This window comes from Microcosmobacter mediterraneus (assembly GCF_031846265.1).
GTDB lineage: Bacteria > Bacteroidota > Bacteroidia > Flavobacteriales > Flavobacteriaceae > Microcosmobacter > Microcosmobacter mediterraneus.
The window spans coordinates 451,803-471,071 of the sequence record NZ_JAVRIA010000002.1 but is presented as its reverse complement, the minus strand read 5'-3'; the positions used below and the strand labels follow the sequence as shown (position 1 = coordinate 471,071).

Sequence of the window (19,269 nt, the reverse complement as noted above, 5' to 3'; positions counted from 1 at the left end):
TTAACGCTTAGATAACCAATAAGATGGATTTAAATTATCGTATTGCTTAGTAATTCTTAACCATAGTAAAGACTCTCCTGTTGATGGATTTGTGAACACTTCGCCTATTTCTTGGCCTGTCCTCACTTTATCACCCTTTTTAACTGAAATCTTTGACAAGTTTTTATAGATAGAAAAATAATTTCCGTGTCTAATCATTATCGCCGGATTTGCGTTTTTGATAATAATTACTGCTGTGACTTCACCATCAAAAACAGCTTTTACTTTTGCGCCTTTTTCTGTAGCTATTCTAATACCTTTACTGTTAATAGGTACAGTTCTATCTATTGGAGAAGGTTGTTTACCAAACTTTACTTTAACCACTCCACGTTGCACTGGCCATGGTAGTTTACCTTTATTGGCTTCAAAACTAGCAGCTAATCGTTTTGCTGCTGGTGTTAAAGCAAACGTTTTTTTAGACGACGTATTCCCAGCTTTTTTATTAGATTCTGCAATAGCTAAACGAATTAAGCGATCAATTTCTTTATCTATTTTATCAGCTTCTTTTTGCTTTTGCTTCATTTGAGCAGAGTACTTATTCAACTCTTTAGATATAGAAGCCATGAGTTCTCGTTGCGCTTTCTTTTCAATATCAAGTTGTTTCTTAGCTACTCTATTCTCTTCTATTAATTTTTGTTTATCCTCTTTTTGCTGCAGTAAGGCTACATTTAACTCCTGAAGTTCTTTAGTTTTTAACTTAATGGTTTCGCCTTGTTGCTTTTGGTATTCTGTGTATTGCTTTATGTATTGCAATCGTTTATATGCTTGTTTAAAATTATCAGAAGACAATAAAAACATAACTCTGCTTTGCTCAGACTTACTCTTATAAGATTTTACAATCATAGCAGCATAATCTTCCTTTAATTGTTTTAACTGATCTCGGAGATTGGTGATTTCTTTTTGGTTAGTGTTAATACGTCTGGTTAATAGATTAGCTTGTTGGTTGGTAATTCTGATTAGGTTTTCTCTAACCGAGATTTTTAGATTGATATCTTCAACTAATGTAATTACAGATTTTTCGCGCTTTTTATTGGTTTGTAACAACGCATTTATCTGTTTGATTTCTTTACTAATTCTAAGGCGCTTCTCTTCTAATCGTTTAATCTCATCAGTCTTTTGAGCAAAAGAAACATGTGAGTTTAATAATAAAAAAATGATTGCTATGGTTAAATGCTTTGTCATATTAGAGTTTAATCTCTTTATATCCTGAAGGAATTTTAAACGGAAAGCGTAAATCGTTATTTAAAGTCACCGATTTATAATCTAAGACAATAGTGACTTCATCATCGTTTTCTACAGCAACAATTCTAATGTTCTGTGGTACAATTTGTTTTTCAATATCTTGGTAGATTGGATAATCTACTTGTAGAAAGCGTCTGTCTTGCGGCTGATGTATTTGCAAAGAATCTGTTTTATAATGTCCTGGGTTGAGTAAGATAAACAACTCAAACAGAGCATTCTGTTCCTTAGGATTTACCATATAAGATTTATCGTAAGTAGATGATGCGTACGTTTTGTCGCTGAGTTTAAAAATGGATTGCCCTAAAAGTAAATTCTGTACTTTATCATAGTCTAAATCTACACCCAGAATATCACTTAGTAATGCATAATTACCATCAAAAAACTGATTGTTTATTTTATCATAAAACTGCACTTTATCTGGTGTTATTATAGCTCTAGCCAAGCCCAAGGTGGCACTTATCCAAATGGTTTTGCCGTTTTGAACTCTCAAGCTAAGATTGTAGCTCTGGGATTTGTCTGATCCAGCTTCTGAATATTCTATTTTAACTTTAGCTTGAAGCGTTTTAAAATCTAAATCTTGTTTATTATGTTTTTTTATAAGCTGCTTAGTAGATAGTGAAGCGTCTAATGTTCCGTCTGAACTGATACTCTTAGCAGATTTACAAGAGTGTAATCCAATGAATACAAGTAAATAAAAATAGAGAAACTTTGGTTTCATAATTTAGAACGTGCTACTGCTGAGCTTTTATAAGGCGTTCTGCCTTTTTAGCAAACGCTTCAGATTTGGTATTATTATCACTTAATTTATAAGCTTTGCTTAATTGTAAATAAAAATCAGATTCCATTTTTGGGTTGTCAATAATAAAATCTAAACCCATTTCTAAGCTAGAAATAGCATCTTTTGGTTTATTTAATTTATTATTAGCAACACCATTAATAAGGTATAAAATAGATTGTGCAGGATATAAGTCTAAGGCTTTTGAGCTTTGTTCTAATGCTTCCTGATCTAGATTAAGATCTAATTGGGCTAATAATACCTTCTTTAATAAATTAAAGTTGTTAGGTGTTTCTTTTAATGCATTTTCATAATTAGAAAGGGCATTTTGAGGGTTTCCAGATTTTAAATAATAATCACCTACTTCCTCTAAAGTTTTTGGGTCTTCAGTAGTTTCAGCTAGTAATGTAATTTCTAATAATTCTTTCTCATACTGAGGGTTATCGTTAACAAAGGCTACAAAATCTTTAAGTACTTTAGCTTTAGAATCTGCTTTTATTGATTTCGAAGAAAACACAACTTTCATAGAGCTAAGTGCCTTGTCTACTTGGTCGTCATCTAAGTAAAATTTATAGAGTGCTAAATGTACTAACTTAGATTCTGGTTTAGAAGCCAGTAAATCTTCTGCTGCTTTAAAGGCTTTTTTAGTGTTGCCAGCTTGACTGTAACGATAAATAAGTTTTAATTGATTTAATTCATCCTCAGGATTAGAGGCTACTCTGTCTTCTAAGTTATCAATTCTATCTTTTGCATTACCTGTTATATTATAGATTTCGTTCCTTATGGCGTCTCTACTTTCATTAATCCCAAAATCAGCATCTAGCTCATCTAAAATATCTAAAGCCTGCTTATATTTTTCTTCTTTGACATAAAGCGAAGCCAAATCTTGCTTATAATCTGGATGATATTTTACTAACTGTTTTACTGTTTTTATAGCTTTGGACATGTCGTCTTGTTGCACATAAACATGATAAAGCTCATCTAAATACCACTCATTATCTGGTGTGAGATTTAATGCTTTATTCAAAGCATCTTCAGCAGCACCAAAATTTTTAAGCTTATTGTAATTCTTACCTAACTCATAATAGATGGTTGGCTCAGACGATTTAAGATTTAAGCATTTTAAAAGCGCATCTACAGATTTGCCATAATTTTCAATACCTTTTTGTTTTAAGGCTTCAAAAAAATACTCTTGAAACTCATCTTCTACATTACCTAAATCGTCATCTGGTCGTTTATTAAAATCGATTTGGGCAATAGCAAAGCTTGGGACTATGATAAGTGCCAAAACAAGTTTTGCTATATGGTGTTTAAAATTCATATTAGATTCTTCGCTAACGCTCTGAATGACAAGTAGGTTTAAAAGTTATTTCAAATATTAGTTACTAGATTCTTCACTTCGCTATGCTCGTTCTGAATGACATTTTATGTTCAAAAGTTATTCCAAAACGGAATAGTCTCCAATACTAATCTTAGTGAAACCACCATCAAACTTCACATGACTACCGATCATAGCCTCGTCTAAAGTAGCATTTTTAATTATAGTCTGTGTTTGAATTAGGCTATTTTTAACGCTTGAGTTTTCTACCACACAGTCATTGCCAATAGAAACATTTGGCCCAATACTAGAATTCTTCAATACGACGTTTTCACCAATAAAACACGGTTCAATAATAGTAGAGTTTTCTAATACAACAGAATTAGCTACTAATTGCTCTTCGTTATCTGCTTTTAAAAAGCCCAACATGCGAGAATTCGTTTCTATTGTAACCGATTTGTTTCCGCAATCCATCCACTCGTCTACAGTTCCTGTTTTGAAAACTCGTCCATCTGCCATCATACGCTTAATACCATCATTTATTTGGTATTCTCCTCCATTCATAACGTTTTCGTCTAAAACTTCTTGTAGTTTGGACTTTAATACTGCTATGTCTTTAAAGAAATAAATACCTATTACTGCTTGATCACTTACAAATGTTTCTGGTTTCTCAACAAGTTCTACAATTTCATTTTTATCATTTAATTTAACAACACCATAGGCTTCAGGATTGGTTACACGCTTTGTCCAAATCACACTATCGGCTTCTGCATCTAGATTAAAATCTGCACGAATTAAGGTATCTGCATATGCAATAACTGCAGGTCCAGAAAGTGACTCTTTAGCGCACATAATAGCGTGACCAGTACCTAAAGGTTGGTCTTGTCTATATATGGATGCTTTAGCTCCAAGTCCTTGAGCTAGTTGTTGTAAACTATTTACAACATCGTCTCCAAACCAAGCTGGATCACCTAACACAAAAGCAATTTCTTCTATGGGTTGTTTTAAAACTTTAGCAATATCTTTTACTAATCTATTTACAATTGGTTGTCCTACAACTGGAATTAATGGCTTTGGTACAGTTAAACTATGAGGTCGTAATCGTGAGCCTCTTCCTGCCATTGGTACTATTATTTTCATATTCCTATCCTAAATCCTTTCCAAAGGAAAGGACATTTTAATTAATTAAACTTTTATTTATATTTCATCTTCTTTTTCCCTTTTGGGGAATTAAAGGGGATTTATTTTACTCCTGTACTGCCAAAACCACCTTCTCCTCGAGAGGTTTCAGATAGTATTTCTACATCTTCCCATTCGGCACGTTCGTGTTTTGCTATGACTAATTGTGCAATACGCTCTCCATTTTCTATGGTGAAATCTTCGTTAGAGAGGTTTACAAGGATAACTCCAATTTCTCCTCTATAATCTGCATCTACTGTTCCTGGCGCATTTAAAACGGTTATCCCTTTTTTTGCAGCTAAACCACTTCGTGGTCTCACTTGTGCTTCTGTACCAATTGGCAACTCTATAAACAAGCCTGTTTTTACAATGGTTCGCTCAAGAGGTTTTAAAGTTATGGGTTCACTGATATTAGCACGTAAATCCATACCAGCAGATGCTATAGTTTCGTAATGCGGTAAGGTTTGACTGGATTTGTTGATTATTTTTATGTTCATGTTAATTTATGTCTGTTCGAACGCAGTCGAGAACTATTTTTGTTATTCTTTCAAAAGAACCTCTCGACTGCGACGAGGGGACAGTTAGGTTAATTATGTTTTTCTATTTCTTCTTCCAATAAATTAATAATAGACACTAGTTCTTTTCTAAAGATTGGACCTTCATCGAAAATAGATCGCATCCAACCTCTTAACTGTTGCATAAGCTTATCATATTCAAAAGATTTAAAAATCTTAATATAATTATTTTTTACTTTTTTCGATTCTAGAATATCTTTAGAATTAAACTTAAAGTTCTTCAGAGGCTGTTCTAATAGAAAAGGATATAGGTTTTGTTTAGAAAACTCCCTAACCTCACGCTCTTCTTCTTGATAGTCTTTTATAAGATCTTGTATAGTCGCTAATTTAGTTTTTAAACTATCGTTTGATATTAGTTCTATTTTGCCTGATCCGATAACTGAATTATAAATACCTTGAAAGGGATCATACGTCCAATTGGAATTTATTCTATTCATTAATGTTGCTAAACTGTCAGCTGATAGTTTTTGCGTTTCAGCAGACATTACATACTCAATAGTTTTTTTGCGTTTTAGATGATTGTTATAAATAATATTAAACTTATCTAGGTTTTTACTAAACTCTTGATGTAGGCTTTTTAGAATTTTAGCTTCTTCCTTTTTAAGCTCACGATTAGTATTCCAAGTATTGACTTGAAGTGCCAACAATATACCAATCATCACCAAGATAATCTCACCAATGGCATATTTAAGATAACGACCTATTTTATTTTCCTTGAGCATTTGCTTTCTTGTTTTATTGAAAAATTTAATCATTTTAAAAGACCTCTCGATTTGCTGTGCAAGGTACATTCGCACAAAATATATTATCTACTCTGCAATGCTCGAGGTGACATTTTGTTTTAAATTATATTCTTTTTGTTGGCTCTTGCCATCGCAGGAATGACAATAATTCCTTCTTCTCTAGGATAAAAACTATTACTAAAAATAGGATTAAAAATAGAGTTCCTATGATCAAATTCTTTTCAAAATAATAATAACTTATAAATGCTAACGTCGAACTTGTTACTAAATATAATACTATACGATTAACTTGATAAGGAACTGCATAATGTTTTCTTCCTAATACATAAGAAATAATCATCATGAGTCCATAGGCTAAAAGCGTAGTGTACGCTGAAGCCATAAAGCCTATTTTAGGAATAAAAATAATATTGAACACAATGGTTATTATAGCTCCTAATATAGAGATATACATACCATAATGTGTTTTGTCTGTTAGCTTATACCAAATAGATAAGTTGTGATAAATGCCTAAACATAAATTTGCTAATAATACAATAGGCACAATATCTAACGCCATTAAATAGCTAGGGTTTTTAATAATAATTGGAGTCAAAACCGTTATATAAACTGTTACAAGCATTAAACCTAATGCTCCACAAATAGTAAAGTATTTAAGGATGGTTGCATAATTACTTTTGGCATTTTCCGCTTTAGCATGATTAAAGAAAAAAGGTTCTGCTCCCATTCTAAAGGCTTGAATAAATAGCGTCATAAATACTGCAATTTTGTAACAGGCGCTATATGCTCCATTGATGTCTTTTCCTAAAGCGTCAGGAATAAACCATTTGTCAAAGTTTTCGTTTATAACAAATGCCAAACCTGCTACCATTATTGGTAAACCATATTTTAGCATGTGTTTAAATATCCTGTTATCGAATTGCCATTTTGTTTTGAAAAAATAAGGCGATACTAAAATAAGAACGAGCGTACTTGCTATTAGATTAGCCACAAAAGTATACTCTACTTTTTCTGAAACAGTAAATAAATTTTGTAAACCCTCAATACGAAAACGTTCTGATAGAAATACAATGTTTAACCCAACAATAACAAGCACATTAATAATTTTAATTACCGCAAATCTTACTGGTCGTCCTGTAACTCTTAAATAGGCAAAAGGAATTACTATTAAAGCTTCTATAAGAATAATACTGACTAAGATTGCATAGAACTCTGGATTTATGCGTAGTACTTCTGAAATTTGGGTTTTTAGGGAAAATAATATAATAGCAAAGAGCAATGTAGAAGTTACCACTGAAATTAAAGCTGTAGATAACACTTTGTTTTTTTCTTTGTGCTTACTAAAAAACCTAAAAAAAGAGGTTTCCATTCCGTAGCTAAGTACAACATTAAAAAAAGCTACTACAACATAAAACTCGGTATTCTCTGAGTATTCATCGTTTTTAAAAACACCAGTGTAAAGAGGTACTAAAAGAAAGTTTATAAGTCTAGGAAGTACAATGGCTAGACCATAAATAAAGATGTCTTTTACAAACGTTTTTAATACACTCAAAAGGCTGTAGTTATCGTTGTTAAAAATACGTTTTTAGCAAACGCAAACAAAGTTTAACTTATTGTCAATTCTTAGGCATACTAGGATAATTATTCCTTGGCTTTTCTATAACGTTTTCAATTTTGAAATAGTTGGTAACACCCTCTGTAATGTAACTAACAACACACTCATGATCTTCTAAATTAAAAGGTGATTTCCGAGGTAAGATTACGGTGTTTTTATATTCTTCTTTAGGATCACTACTGATAACGATACCATTTCTAATAGGCTTAGTTATAAATCGTCCTATATAAGTTGTAATTCCTTGAAATTCTGTCTTTTCAAGCTGTACTACTTTAGCTCTAAAATAAACTGAATCTAAAATGATATCACTTTTATCTAGTTGTTTTACAGGAATAACAATATCAATCCCTGAACCAGCTTCTTGAATTCCACCAGCCCAAGCTTGACAATACACGTCCTTAAACTGAATTGGCGCTTTCTTTTGTAACTGTTTTGAGCTTGAACAATTAAAAAAAGTTATCATCATTACAATTATAATTAACAAACATGTATAGCCTTTTTCGTTTTTCATGATCTCTATTACGTTAAAGATAATAATCAAAAGGTATTCCATAATAAAGCCTTACTAAAAAGTAAGGCTTTAATTTATATTAAGCTCGTCTAATTATTCAGTACTTCCGCTCTTTTGGAAATTTGACTTCGCAAGGCTCGTCTAATTGTTCAAAGCTTCCGCTCCTCCAACAATTTCTAAAATCTCATTGGTGATTGCTGCCTGTCGTGCTTTGTTATACGTTAATTTCAGCTGATCTCTTAATTCGGTAGCGTTATCAGTTGCTTTATGCATCGCTGTCATACGTGCACCATGTTCTGAGGCAAAAGAATCTCTAACGGCTTTGAATAATTGTGTTTTTAATGCTTTAGGGATTAATGCCTCAACGATCTCTTGTTTAGAAGGCTCAAAAATGTAATCTAAATTAGCATGAGCATCTTCTCCTTCAATAGGAACAATTGGTAAATACTGCTCAGTCATTATAATCTGAGTTGCAGCATTTTTAAAGCTGTTGTAAACTAGTTCAACTTTATCATATTCGCCTTCAACAAACTTCTCCATGATCATTTCAGCAATCTCTGCAACATTATCATACGTTAAAGAATCAAATACGTCGCTCTTATTTGCTATGACTCTGTCTTGTTTTGAAAAAGCGTCATTTGATTTTTTACCAATAGCTAAAACAGAAACATTTTTATCAGCGTAAACATCATTAATCAAAACATTAGTTTGCTTAATGATATTGGAATTAAATGCACCACACAAACCTCTATTAGAAGTAATAGCAACAATTAAAACATTGTTCACTTCTCTTTCAGTTGAATACTTACTGCCAGAATCAGCATCTAATGTTGCGCTTAAACTCTGCAATAATTCTGTTAACTTATTAGAGTAAGGACGCATTGCAGTAATAGCATCTTGAGCTTTCTTCAATTTAGCAGCTGATACCATTTTCATGGCACTAGTAATCTGCATCGTTGAAGACACTGACGATATTCTGTTACGTATTTCTTTTAAGTTTGCCATTCTTTAGTTTATAAAGACTCTTTGCAAATGCTAAGAGTGACATTAGTTTAATTTATTAAGCTCTGTATTTCCCTGTAAGGTCTTTAGCTACATTTGTTAATGTATCAATTACTTCATCGGTTAATTTACCAGACTTTAGCGTATCTAATACATCTCTGTGTTTAGCGTTTAAGAATTCAATAAAATCTCTTTCAAATTCTTTTACTTTTTCAACAGGAACATCTCTTAACAAGTTCTTAGAACCTGCATAAATAATTGCTACCTGATCTTCTACTGTAAACGGATCGTTTTGAGCTTGCTTTAAGATCTCAACGTTACGCTTACCTTTTTCAATGACGTTTAAAGTAGAGGCATCTAAATCTGAACCAAACTTAGCAAAAGCTTCTAATTCACGGAATTGAGCTTGATCTAATTTTAGGGTTCCTGATACTTTTTTCATGGATTTAATCTGAGCATTACCACCAACACGAGATACAGAGATACCTACGTTAATTGCTGGACGTACACCAGAGTTAAATAAATCACCATCTAAGAAGATTTGACCATCTGTAATAGAAATTACATTGGTTGGAATATATGCTGATACGTCACCTGCTTGTGTTTCAATGATTGGCAAAGCTGTTAAAGAACCTCCTCCTTTTACCATTGGCTTAAGAGAATCTGGTAAATCATTCATTTCCTTAGCAATTGTATCATCGTTAATGATTTTTGCAGAGCGCTCTAATAGTCTTGAGTGTAAGTAGAAAACGTCACCAGGATATGCTTCACGTCCTGGAGGACGACGTAATAATAAAGATACTTCACGGTAAGCTACCGCTTGTTTAGATAAATCATCGTAAATGATTAATGCTGGACGACCAGTATCTCTAAAATATTCTCCTATAGAAGCTCCTGTCATTGGTGCGTATACTTGCATCGCTGCTGGATCTGATGCATTAGCTGCTACAATAGTAGTATATGCTAAAGCTCCTCTTTCTTCTAAAGTTTTTGCAATATTTGCAACTGTTGATGCTTTTTGTCCAACAGCTACATATATACAATATACAGGCTCACCTGCATCATAAAATTCTTTCTGATTTAAGATGGTATCAATACAAACCGTTGTTTTACCAGTCTGTCTGTCACCAATTACCAACTCACGTTGTCCTCTACCAACAGGAATCATAGCATCAATCGCTTTAATACCTGTTTGTAATGGCTCTGTTACTGGTTCTCTGTATATAACACCTGGTGCTTTGCGCTCAACAGGCATTTCATAAGTTTCTCCAGCGATTGGTCCTTTACCATCAATTGGGTTACCTAGAGTATCCACTACACGTCCTACAATACCTTCACCTACTTTCACAGATGCAATACGTTCAGTACGTTTTACTGTAGATCCTTCTTTTACTCCTACTGAAGTCCCTAAAAGTACAATACCAACATTATCTTCTTCAAGGTTAAGTACAATACCTTCTGCACCACCTTCGAATTCTACTAATTCACCATATTGTGCGTTAGCTAATCCGTAAGCACGTACAATACCATCACCTACAGTTAATACTGTTCCTACTTCGTCTAATGAAGCACCTGCTTCAAAACCTGAAAGTTGTTGTTTTAAGATTGCTGATATTTCAGCTGGTTTTACTTCTGCCATTTTTATTTATATTTTGCCTAATGTCGCTTCGAGAGCCTCAGCGACCAGCCTTTTTAGTTTAATGTAAATTCTCTTTTTAATTTATCGAGTTTATTTGCAATACTAGCATTATACTGAATATCACCAACTCTTAAAATGAAACCACCTAAAATGCTTTCATCTATTATATTTTCTACTTCTGCTTCCTTTCCTGTAAGTTCTTTTACTTTAGTTAACACTTTAGTTTTTAAATCTGCTGTTAAAGGTATAGCTGTAGTCACTGTTGCGACTTGCGTTCCTCTCATTTGATCATACAACTGCATATAACTAGCAGCCACATCATTTAAAAGCGCTAGTCTCTTATTAGAGATTAATGTATCTATAAGATTAGTTGTAACGACATTAGCATCCTTAAATACTGATGTTAATACTGCTTTTTTATCTGAAGATCTTACTACAGGACTTTGAAGCATCTGATTTAAATCTTCACTCTGAGCAATTGTATTAGTGATTGTTTTCATATCACTGTTTACAGCTTCAGAAGATTTTTGATCTGTTGCTAAGCTTAAAACGGCTTTTGCATAACGTATGGCTGCTCTTGATCCTGACATTTATCTTAGTTTAAAGTTGCTTCACCTAACATGTCTTCAACCAATTTTAATTGCTTGTCTTTGTTAGATAATTCATCACGTACTACTTTCTCAGCGATATCTAGTGATAACCCAGCAACATGACTTTTTAATTCTGCCATAGCTGCTTTCTTTTCACTTTCTATTGCTGCTTGAGCTTGCTCAATCATTTTACTAGCTTGTGTTTGTGCCTCTTCTTTAGCATCAGCAACAATCTTATTCTTTAACTCACGAGCATCTTTTAACATGGCTTCGCGCTCAGCACGTGCTTCTTGTAAAATACGCTCATTGTCTGCAGTAAGGTTTTCCATCTCTTGACGCGCCTTTTCAGCTGAGGCTAAAGCATCTTTAATACCTTCTTCTCTATCACTTACAGCACCAAGGATAGGTTTCCAAGCAAACTTTCTTAAGATAAAAAGAAGTACTAAAAATGTAATTAACGTCCAAAAGACTAGTCCAAATTCGGGTGTAATTAAATCCATTCTGTTTTGTTTTAAATAACTTAAATTTTAAAAATACAGAAGCAACCAACCGTTGCTTCTGTATCTTAATGTCTTACCCTTGTAAGAAAGCAACAACAACACCAAATAGTGCTACCGCTTCTACGAAGGCTGCTAAGATTAATGCAGAAGATTGAATCTTCCCGTGCATTTCTGGTTGACGTGCCATAGCTTCCATAGCTGATCCACCAATCTTACCAATACCAACACCAGCTCCAATAGCTGCTAAACCAGCTCCAATAGCTGCAATTCCAGTAATAGTCATAATATAAAATTTAAATTAATTAATGATGTGCTTCTTCAGTTGCCATCCCAAAATATAGAGCTGACAATATTGTAAATATATAGGCTTGTATTGCTGTTACGATAACCTCAATAACTGTAATAAACAATGAGAATGCTACAGATACTGGCGCAATAGCAACAGTTTTAAAAACAAATATTAATGACATTAATGCTAAAATGATAACGTGGCCTGCTGTTATGTTAGCAAACAAACGAATCATTAGAGAAATAGGCTTAACAAACATTCCGATAATCTCTATTGGCATTAAAAATATTTTCATTGGCACAGGAACTCCTGGCATCCAAAAGATGTGTTTCCAGTAATTTTTGTTACCACTAAATGTTGTAATTATGAATGTAATGGCTGCTAGTGTAAATGTAAAAGCAATGTTACCACTTAAGTTAGCACCATTAAGGATTGGAATTAATCCAAATATATTATTAATCCATATAAAGAAAAATATAGTTAATAAATAAGGCATGTATTTTTTATACTTGTGCTCACCTATCATTGGTTTAGCAATTTCATCTCTAACAAAGACAACTAAAGGTTCTACAAAACTAGCAATGCCAGAAGGTACATTATCTTCAGATTTTTTATAACGACGAGCTGCTGTTAAAAAGATTAGAAATAACACAGCAATAGAAACCCACATCATAAAGACATTTCTAGTTATAGATAAGTCAAATTTGGGTCTGTGAGCATTGGTAGGATGTCCTTCATCATCAAAAGCCACCTCACTAGCGCCTTGATCTAATACATAAACTTTTTCATGAACATTTACAAAGCGCTCGCCATTTCTCTCAACAATCTCATGTCCATGATAATCGTGATGAAATGCTGATGATGAAAATGTTGTTAGCCCTTTATCAGTATATACAATTACAGGTAATGGAATTGTAATATGTGTTTCGTTTTCTTTACCTTGATTTAAGGTAGCGATATGCATTCCGTAGGCATCCTTAACGTGATGTAAAATCATCTCTTTAGGATCGAATTTTTCGTCGTCTCCTCCGTCTTTTGTCTCAGAGGCAAAACCAATATTAAAAACCGCTATTAATAGTGTTGATAATACTATGTTTTTTAAGGTGTTAATTCTCATTCTTATGGGCTTAAAATACCTTGCTTTAAATTCGGTGCAAATTTACATACATAAAATGAATTGGCAAACTATATTTCAATGATATTTTTAAAGGGATTTTAAGCTCTAATTTTGCTACCTTTTTTGAAGAAATTTAGTGAGTGAATACACCTCAAAGAATAGGTATATAAAGTAGGGAATGAAAAAGTTAAAGACATCTGGTTGTTTATTTTCAAAATCTGAAAGTATTAATGGTAATAAAAACAGTATGGAAATCACCATTTTTAACAATGTTATAACCATAAAAAGATTAAAGATGTCTGTTTTACCTGAAGAATACTTATAGTTTATAATGGTATACAGTACTGTTGTAATAACTAGATGGAACCCATAAATTTGCCATAAAGGAAAAAAGAAGTTAAAATCTTTACCAAAATGATGAAGCAAATAATAATGTATTGCAAAAAGAGAAAGTGTTAGAAATAACGTTTGTAATAAAAATGAAATCTGATTTTTTTTGAATTCTGAATTCATGCTAGTTTTTATTCTTTTGAACCTGCAATAATACGTCTTATTACAAAAACTAACGCTAAAATAACTGAAGATAAAGACAAAATTATTGCGTAAAACTTGTGATCGTTTGGGAAAAATTCATCGAGTTTAACACCAGCAAAAGTTCCTAAACCTATGATAGCAAACATTTGTATGACAATACCAGAAAAACGAGCATAAGTATTAAGCCGTTCTTTCTGTTCCTGGAATAGTTTGTTGTCTTGGCTTTGTTTGTTGTTGTGATTGTCCATTTCCGATCGGTTTCACTGCGCCTTTCATACTGCATGTTGCGTTAAACGTTGCGCCTGGTTCTACAGCTAATTTACCAATAACAACTTCCCCTTCTATATGTGCTGTTGATTTTAAACTTAGTGTTCCTGATAAGTGAAGTTTTCCGGAAAACTTACCTTCGAAATCAGCATTCTCACCTTGCAAAGTACCTTTAATAAATCCTGATTTACCAACAACAATTTTACCTGATGTCTTCACATTTCCATCTACTGTTCCATCGATTCTGAAGGCACCATTGCTTGTAATATCGCCAACAATTTTAGTTCCTGGCGCTATAATATTTTGCTGAGTTGATGTTTCCATAGGTGTTTTGTTTTTTTTACTGTCTGAGGAAAACATGATAATTAATTTTTACTTTATTATTGGGACTGAATGTATTCTTCTAGGTTTTTATGCCTTTGTATTATTGTATAGTTGCCAGATGATATGGAGAAGTAAGGTCTTATAATTGGGTCTTTCTCATCTTTGTCTTCTCCTATGATTTCTGCAAAACCTGCTGCACCACCAATACTTTTTAATCCATGAACTACAACAAAGATAGTGTTTTCGTCATAGACATCTTTAGAGGTGCTTAAATCAAAGTAGGTTACTTTCTCTACCTTTTCGTTTAATCGTTTTATAAATGCATCTACATCTTCGTTAGCATCTCTTTTAAACTGATACACCACATGGAATTTTGAAGAGGAATCATTATCGTACCACTGCTTTTTACTTAACAGTGGAATAGAATTATTTAATATCTCTAAAGCTTTTTTACCTTCTTCTGAATTTGGATAAGTAAGCGCAACATAATTTACACCTTCTTCATAAGCCTTTACACCGTAAAGCCTTCCTCTTGCAGAAGCTTTTAAGATTTCAAACTTAGGGACTATTGGTTCACCTTCAAAAGTGTAAATGTGTTTTTCACATTCTGCAATAGCTTTTGTGTAGTCTTGATTTTCAAAATACCTATAGGCTTTTTCATACAAACTCTCAGGGCTGTTTTCATCACTAGCTAGTGCTGATTCAGGATTTCTTAAAATCTCAGCGTATCTAGAATCGGAATAATTAGCTAAAATATCACTCTTAATGGCTTCTGCCTCTCCTGTTTGGTTTAACAATATATACAACTTATAAAGGTTGTATTTTGTTGGAAGCACTAAACGTTCCTCTGGTATATTTTGTAATAGTCGCTGTAATTTGTTTTTAGCAAGCTCGTATTCTTTAAATTTTTCCTTGTAGATCGTTCCAAGTTGGTAATAGGCAAAATTCCTGTCTTTTGTTAAACTATCAATTACTTTTGGATCTGACGGTATTTTAGAAATATAGAATTGAGGATCAAATAGTTCTTCGTCAGTAGCTTCAGCGATAAGTTCTTCTGTTCCGGAATCTGAGTCTCCTCCTCGTTTATCTGATAATCGCCAACCATCCTGCAAATCTCGTTCTCCCCAAATTTTTAAAAACTCATTTTTTCCAAATGATACTGTATTTTGATTGTAGAAGTAGAAGTTACTTTTACCATTTCCACCAGGTTTCCCAGGCACTACTCTTCCTGATGATGTTTGTGCTAATCCACCTTTTTGAAGTTGACCTTTCTGTCCAGGAATGGTTTGATTAATACCAGAATTTTGACGTTTTGCAGCTTCTTCAGCTTCTAGTTGTTTTGCTTTTTCTTGCTCTACTCTTATCCTTAACTGTTCTGTAAACTCAGAAAACACAGCTAATCTGTCTTCTTCTGAAAGTGATACCAGATTTAATATACTGTCGTGACGTTGTGCTATATCTTCGTAATAAATAACATCGTCTAAGTTATCACGCTTTTTCTTCATTAAGCGATAAGGCTTAGAGTTTAGTTTCATATTAGTCATAGTGCTATCGTAATAGGCACCAGCCGTTTTGTATTTAGCAACATCAAAACTCATGTCGCCAAGTGTTGCATAATTTCGAGTATTTAAAACCTTATCAATTTTACTTTTAGCTAATGATTTATTATAATAAACTGTGGCTAAACTATCTTTATCATTATTTAAATGAAAATTAGCAATATGATGGTAAATTTTATCTAAAAATGGTCTGTTTTCTCTATCCTCTTCTAAATCTGTTAAGTATTCTAAATAAGCCAATTTATCACCATCAGCATAATTAAAATTTTTAATCTTTTCTAAATGCGCATTAATATAATATGCTCTAGGAATTTTTCTGTGGAGTTCTATTATTTTATCAAACGCCATATTAGCACTATCTTTATGCCCAAACTCATTATATAATTGACCTCTTATGTAATTATATCTAGCAATTTCATTATTATTTTTGGTGTATGTTTCTGCAACTTTTAATTGCTGTAAGGCGCTATCTTTGTGCTTAAGGTTAATATAAGCTTGAGCTAAAATAGATGTAGCATCAGCTAAATCTTGAGGTTCTAATTCTTCTTGCTCTAATAATCGTTTAAGATTTTTAATGGCTAACTCATTATTTTCTAACCTTATGTTGGTTTTTTCTCTCCAAACTTTAGCTGAATTAATCTTATCGCTTGCAGGATATTTATAGAGTATGTAGTTAAAGGCTTCTAGTGCAGGAATAAAGCGTTGATCAAAGTATCTGGATTTCCCTAAGAGTAAATAGGCTTCGTCTATCTGAGGGTTTTTTTCTTTCCCTTGGATATTCATCCCGTGTTTCTGAACAGCTTTTATGGCTTTTTCTTCAGCGCGCTCAAAATCTGCGTTTTTAGATTGACCAGGAAGTATAACCTCGTCAGTTACTTGCATGCGTTCTACTGGGAGAAGTTCCCAGAAATTCTCAGTAAACGCATCATTTATTGAAGCTTTACCTTGCTCTAATGCAATATTACCGTTGTAAAGAATATTATACTTTGTGCCTAAAGCATGAAAATTACGACTTAGAAAGGTGTCTTTTTTACGCGAACAATTGGTCGCAATAAAAGCAATACCAACCACAAGTAATATGGTTTTTAAAGATAGTTTCAACGTTGGTTCTATTTGGTTAATAGATAACTAAAATATCAAGCATATATTATGCTGAACCGTAAAAATAAACATCTTTTTGAATTATAAGATGAAAATGACCATTTTTAGACCATCTCCTCGCCTGCAAAATGGGCTTCTAATTCTTTTAGCGTGGTAGGATTGGTTGCTAAATCTTTGATGACTTCTCCTTTCTCTAAGACTACAATACGCTCACAAACATCTGTAACATGAAGTAAATCATGGCTAGAAACCAAAACAGTAACACCTTGTTTTTCTGCAAGGTCTTTAATAATTCCTTTGAGTCTTATTTGTGTGGTTGGGTCGAGGTTTGCAAAAGGTTCATCTAAAATAATAACTTCAGGGTTACCAATAAAAGAGGCTACAATACCTGCTTTTTTCTGGTTTCCTTTACTTAAATCTCTAAGATATTTTTTCTGCCCAAGAATTTCACCATGAAAAAAATCTTCAAATTGAGACACTAAACTATCAACATCCGCCTTGTTCTGTCCTCTTAACTCACCAATAAAATAGAAATATTCCTCTGGTGTTAAGTAGCCAATAAGAAAGCTCTCGTCTATGAACGCAGAAGTGAACGGTTTCCAGTCTTCACTCTCATGAACTGGGATATTATTATTTTTTATATGACCTGTAGAAGGTTGAATTAAATCTAAAAGCAAGCTAAAAAATGTTGTTTTACCCGCACCATTATTACCTACAAGTCCAAAACTTTGACCTTTTGGTATGTCTAAATTATTAATGGCTAAAACTGTATTGCTTCCGTATGTTTTTGTTAAATCTGATGCTGTTATCATGGTTGCTATTTTTTAGGTGTCTTGACTAAAAGCGTCAATCATTTTATATTTTGAATCTAAATATCTATTGGTTATAAATGTCATTATTTTGGTATGGAATACTATACCTGTAATTCCTAAAGCTAATAATACTGCCACTGCAACTTCAAAACTCACCAGCCAATTTAAAATACCAAATAAAGCCATTGGTAATATCATTAATGGAATACCAATAATCCATTGTACTGCTCCTGTACCTTGAAAATTAAATGCTGCTTTTTTATCTAATTCTATCTTTTTTCGGTTAAAAGATCCTCCATACAAAATAACATGTGTATTTACACCAATGTTATATATGGCTGCAGCAAAATGAACGATTAAAATTTTCCATCCAAAATACACATAAGGAATCCCTAAAATAAAAAGTGCTACAACACTTATACTCATTAAGGTAAATTTAGATTTTAAAAAATCTTTGTACTGAATATTCTGGCTCATTAATAGCTTGTAATAACCACTATCCCAAGCAGGAATAAATTGCCCAAAATTGATTAAGAAAATACCTGTTGAAAAAATACCAACAAAAACATATAGTATTTCCTTATCTTGATAAATGGGTTGTGGATAAAAGAATAAGCCATAGAATAATCCCATAATAAGCATCCAAACCATGGATTTAGTACGCTTATTACGCCAAATCAGCTTTAGGTCTAATTGCATAAATGGTGCAACATCACCAAAATGTTTTGTCCACTCTAAATTAGAGGCATTTACCTCTTGAACTTTAGTTTTTAATGAGGCATCTAAGTATAGTTTTTGATAAAGTGATTTATAATTAATAGAATATAAAACCACCAAAGTAAATACCAAAACTAATAAGAATAGTGGATTTTCGGTAATAGCAGTTACGCCAGAAGCTATTAAGCTTGCAACAGAAATAATTTCGAAATAATTTAAGGCATATAAACCTCCTACTAAAACTATTATTGGTAAAAACGATAATTCGGTTTTAGACGATAAACTCTCAATAATAAAATTTAAAAAATTTATTATTAATGTGATTAAAATAATAGCAAAAATCCAGGTTATCACAGCAGTTGCTGCATAGCCTTTTGTGATCAAAATAATACCAAAAGGAATAATGGCAAAAAGGGGTAAAAAGTTAAAAAACGATACAGCAGATTTACCTAAAACATAGTTAACTACTGTGCCTCTTTTTATGGGCAAGTGCAATAATGGTTTTACACTCATTACTGGTAACTTTTGAAAAAAGAACCGAACCACTAAGTCTCCAATAATCCAAAAGAACAAAAACCCATTAACCATTACAAATGGATCATTATCTGGATACATTTTTTTAAGAATAGGATATAATGCAAATCCCATAATTAAAAATATGACCACAAAATATAGCGCAAAGAAAATAAGGAGAATATTTAAGGCTAAGTTTTTTTGCCAATACGAAGAGCGAAAATATTGTTTCCATTCTAAGTTTAAAAACCGTTTTATCATTTTTTTGATGTGTTAGCTGTGCTATTGGTATGCAAAATACTGCTTTT

At 32.8% G+C, this 19,269-nt stretch carries 20 protein-coding genes; 1 reads left to right on the top strand and 19 read right to left on the bottom strand.

Annotation, left to right across the window (positions count from 1 at the left end; genetic code table 11):
• From RM697_RS05565 to atpB, 14 genes are all read right to left on the bottom strand, one after another.
• The gene (locus tag RM697_RS05565) at positions 1-1,221 is read right to left on the bottom strand and encodes a murein hydrolase activator EnvC family protein (protein WP_311426871.1); all 1,221 of its coding nucleotides are present in this window, start codon (positions 1,219-1,221) and stop codon (positions 1-3) included.
• A gap of 1 nt (position 1,222) precedes the next feature.
• A complete protein-coding gene (gene lolB1 / locus RM697_RS05560) occupies positions 1,223-1,999 on the bottom strand; it encodes a lipoprotein insertase outer membrane protein LolB1 (protein WP_311426870.1) in 777 nt (258 codons plus the stop codon).
• 13 nt (positions 2,000-2,012) lie between these two features.
• On the bottom strand, positions 2,013-3,377 hold the full coding sequence (locus RM697_RS05555) for a tetratricopeptide repeat protein (protein WP_311426869.1): 1,365 nt from the start codon (positions 3,375-3,377) through the stop codon (positions 2,013-2,015).
• 117 nt (positions 3,378-3,494) lie between these two features.
• The gene (locus tag RM697_RS05550; protein WP_311426868.1) at positions 3,495-4,514 is read right to left on the bottom strand and encodes a sugar phosphate nucleotidyltransferase; all 1,020 of its coding nucleotides are present in this window, start codon (positions 4,512-4,514) and stop codon (positions 3,495-3,497) included.
• Between the two features lie 101 nt (positions 4,515-4,615).
• Complete coding sequence (dut, locus tag RM697_RS05545) at positions 4,616-5,050, bottom strand: dUTP diphosphatase (protein WP_311426867.1); 435 nt, start codon at positions 5,048-5,050, stop codon at positions 4,616-4,618.
• Between the two features lie 89 nt (positions 5,051-5,139).
• Entirely contained in the window at positions 5,140-5,883 is a 744-nt protein-coding gene (locus tag RM697_RS05540) for a DUF6090 family protein (protein ID WP_311426866.1), read from the bottom strand.
• 91 nt (positions 5,884-5,974) lie between these two features.
• Positions 5,975-7,423: an oligosaccharide flippase family protein gene (locus RM697_RS05535; protein WP_311426865.1), complete on the bottom strand. Its 1,449-nt coding sequence runs from the start codon at positions 7,421-7,423 to the stop codon at positions 5,975-5,977.
• 64 nt (positions 7,424-7,487) lie between these two features.
• Positions 7,488-7,997, bottom strand: coding sequence for a hypothetical protein (locus tag RM697_RS05530; RefSeq protein ID WP_311426864.1), 510 nt, complete (start codon positions 7,995-7,997; stop codon positions 7,488-7,490).
• 141 nt (positions 7,998-8,138) lie between these two features.
• A complete protein-coding gene (gene atpG, locus RM697_RS05525) occupies positions 8,139-9,002 on the bottom strand; it encodes an ATP synthase F1 subunit gamma (RefSeq protein ID WP_311426863.1) in 864 nt (287 codons plus the stop codon).
• 55 nt (positions 9,003-9,057) lie between these two features.
• Complete coding sequence (gene atpA, locus RM697_RS05520; protein ID WP_311426862.1) at positions 9,058-10,638, bottom strand: F0F1 ATP synthase subunit alpha; 1,581 nt, start codon at positions 10,636-10,638, stop codon at positions 9,058-9,060.
• A gap of 53 nt (positions 10,639-10,691) precedes the next feature.
• Entirely contained in the window at positions 10,692-11,228 is a 537-nt protein-coding gene (gene atpH, locus RM697_RS05515) for an ATP synthase F1 subunit delta (protein WP_311426861.1), read from the bottom strand.
• 5 nt (positions 11,229-11,233) lie between these two features.
• Positions 11,234-11,728: a F0F1 ATP synthase subunit B gene (locus RM697_RS05510; protein WP_311426860.1), complete on the bottom strand. Its 495-nt coding sequence runs from the start codon at positions 11,726-11,728 to the stop codon at positions 11,234-11,236.
• Between the two features lie 73 nt (positions 11,729-11,801).
• A complete protein-coding gene (gene atpE, locus RM697_RS05505; protein ID WP_034042296.1) occupies positions 11,802-12,011 on the bottom strand; it encodes an ATP synthase F0 subunit C in 210 nt (69 codons plus the stop codon).
• Between the two features lie 19 nt (positions 12,012-12,030).
• Positions 12,031-13,134, bottom strand: coding sequence for a F0F1 ATP synthase subunit A (atpB, locus tag RM697_RS05500; RefSeq protein WP_311426859.1), 1,104 nt, complete (start codon positions 13,132-13,134; stop codon positions 12,031-12,033).
• A gap of 178 nt (positions 13,135-13,312) precedes the next feature.
• Here atpB and RM697_RS05495 point away from each other — a divergent pair, with 178 nt between their 5' ends.
• Positions 13,313-13,459: a hypothetical protein gene (locus RM697_RS05495; RefSeq protein ID WP_311426858.1), complete on the top strand. Its 147-nt coding sequence runs from the start codon at positions 13,313-13,315 to the stop codon at positions 13,457-13,459.
• A 196-nt stretch (positions 13,460-13,655) separates the two neighbouring features.
• Here RM697_RS05495 and RM697_RS05490 read toward each other — a convergent pair whose 3' ends face one another.
• From RM697_RS05490 to RM697_RS05470, 5 genes are all read right to left on the bottom strand, one after another.
• Positions 13,656-13,916, bottom strand: a complete 261-nt coding sequence (locus RM697_RS05490) for an AtpZ/AtpI family protein (RefSeq protein ID WP_311426857.1) — start codon at positions 13,914-13,916, stop codon at positions 13,656-13,658.
• Positions 13,849-14,295: a bactofilin family protein gene (locus tag RM697_RS05485; protein WP_311426856.1), complete on the bottom strand. Its 447-nt coding sequence runs from the start codon at positions 14,293-14,295 to the stop codon at positions 13,849-13,851. Before RM697_RS05485 ends, RM697_RS05490 begins: the two co-directional genes overlap by 68 nt.
• A gap of 20 nt (positions 14,296-14,315) precedes the next feature.
• On the bottom strand, positions 14,316-16,919 hold the full coding sequence (gene porW / locus RM697_RS05480) for a type IX secretion system periplasmic lipoprotein PorW/SprE (RefSeq protein ID WP_311426855.1): 2,604 nt from the start codon (positions 16,917-16,919) through the stop codon (positions 14,316-14,318).
• A 104-nt stretch (positions 16,920-17,023) separates the two neighbouring features.
• A complete protein-coding gene (locus RM697_RS05475; RefSeq protein ID WP_311426854.1) occupies positions 17,024-17,731 on the bottom strand; it encodes an ABC transporter ATP-binding protein in 708 nt (235 codons plus the stop codon).
• A gap of 12 nt (positions 17,732-17,743) precedes the next feature.
• On the bottom strand, positions 17,744-19,222 hold the full coding sequence (locus tag RM697_RS05470) for a DUF5687 family protein (protein ID WP_311426853.1): 1,479 nt from the start codon (positions 19,220-19,222) through the stop codon (positions 17,744-17,746).
• Positions 19,223-19,269 lie beyond the last annotated feature (47 nt).

Coding starts and splice junctions, on each gene's coding strand:
- RM697_RS05565 (WP_311426871.1), bottom strand. CDS start 1,221: ATGACAAAGCATTTAACCATAGCAATCATTTTTTTATTATTAAACTCA.
- lolB1 (WP_311426870.1), bottom strand. CDS start 1,999: ATGAAACCAAAGTTTCTCTATTTTTATTTACTTGTATTCATTGGATTA.
- RM697_RS05555 (WP_311426869.1), bottom strand. CDS start 3,377: ATGAATTTTAAACACCATATAGCAAAACTTGTTTTGGCACTTATCATA.
- RM697_RS05550 (WP_311426868.1), bottom strand. CDS start 4,514: ATGAAAATAATAGTACCAATGGCAGGAAGAGGCTCACGATTACGACCT.
- dut (WP_311426867.1), bottom strand. CDS start 5,050: ATGAACATAAAAATAATCAACAAATCCAGTCAAACCTTACCGCATTAC.
- RM697_RS05540 (WP_311426866.1), bottom strand. CDS start 5,883: ATGATTAAATTTTTCAATAAAACAAGAAAGCAAATGCTCAAGGAAAAT.
- RM697_RS05530 (WP_311426864.1), bottom strand. CDS start 7,997: ATGAAAAACGAAAAAGGCTATACATGTTTGTTAATTATAATTGTAATG.
- atpG (WP_311426863.1), bottom strand. CDS start 9,002: ATGGCAAACTTAAAAGAAATACGTAACAGAATATCGTCAGTGTCTTCA.
- atpA (WP_311426862.1), bottom strand. CDS start 10,638: ATGGCAGAAGTAAAACCAGCTGAAATATCAGCAATCTTAAAACAACAA.
- atpH (WP_311426861.1), bottom strand. CDS start 11,228: ATGTCAGGATCAAGAGCAGCCATACGTTATGCAAAAGCCGTTTTAAGC.
- RM697_RS05510 (WP_311426860.1), bottom strand. CDS start 11,728: ATGGATTTAATTACACCCGAATTTGGACTAGTCTTTTGGACGTTAATT.
- atpE (WP_034042296.1), bottom strand. CDS start 12,011: ATGACTATTACTGGAATTGCAGCTATTGGAGCTGGTTTAGCAGCTATT.
- atpB (WP_311426859.1), bottom strand. CDS start 13,134: ATGAGAATTAACACCTTAAAAAACATAGTATTATCAACACTATTAATA.
- RM697_RS05495 (WP_311426858.1), top strand. CDS start 13,313: ATGAAAAAGTTAAAGACATCTGGTTGTTTATTTTCAAAATCTGAAAGT.
- RM697_RS05490 (WP_311426857.1), bottom strand. CDS start 13,916: ATGGACAATCACAACAACAAACAAAGCCAAGACAACAAACTATTCCAG.
- RM697_RS05485 (WP_311426856.1), bottom strand. CDS start 14,295: ATGTTTTCCTCAGACAGTAAAAAAAACAAAACACCTATGGAAACATCA.
- RM697_RS05475 (WP_311426854.1), bottom strand. CDS start 17,731: ATGATAACAGCATCAGATTTAACAAAAACATACGGAAGCAATACAGTT.
- RM697_RS05470 (WP_311426853.1), bottom strand. CDS start 19,222: ATGATAAAACGGTTTTTAAACTTAGAATGGAAACAATATTTTCGCTCT.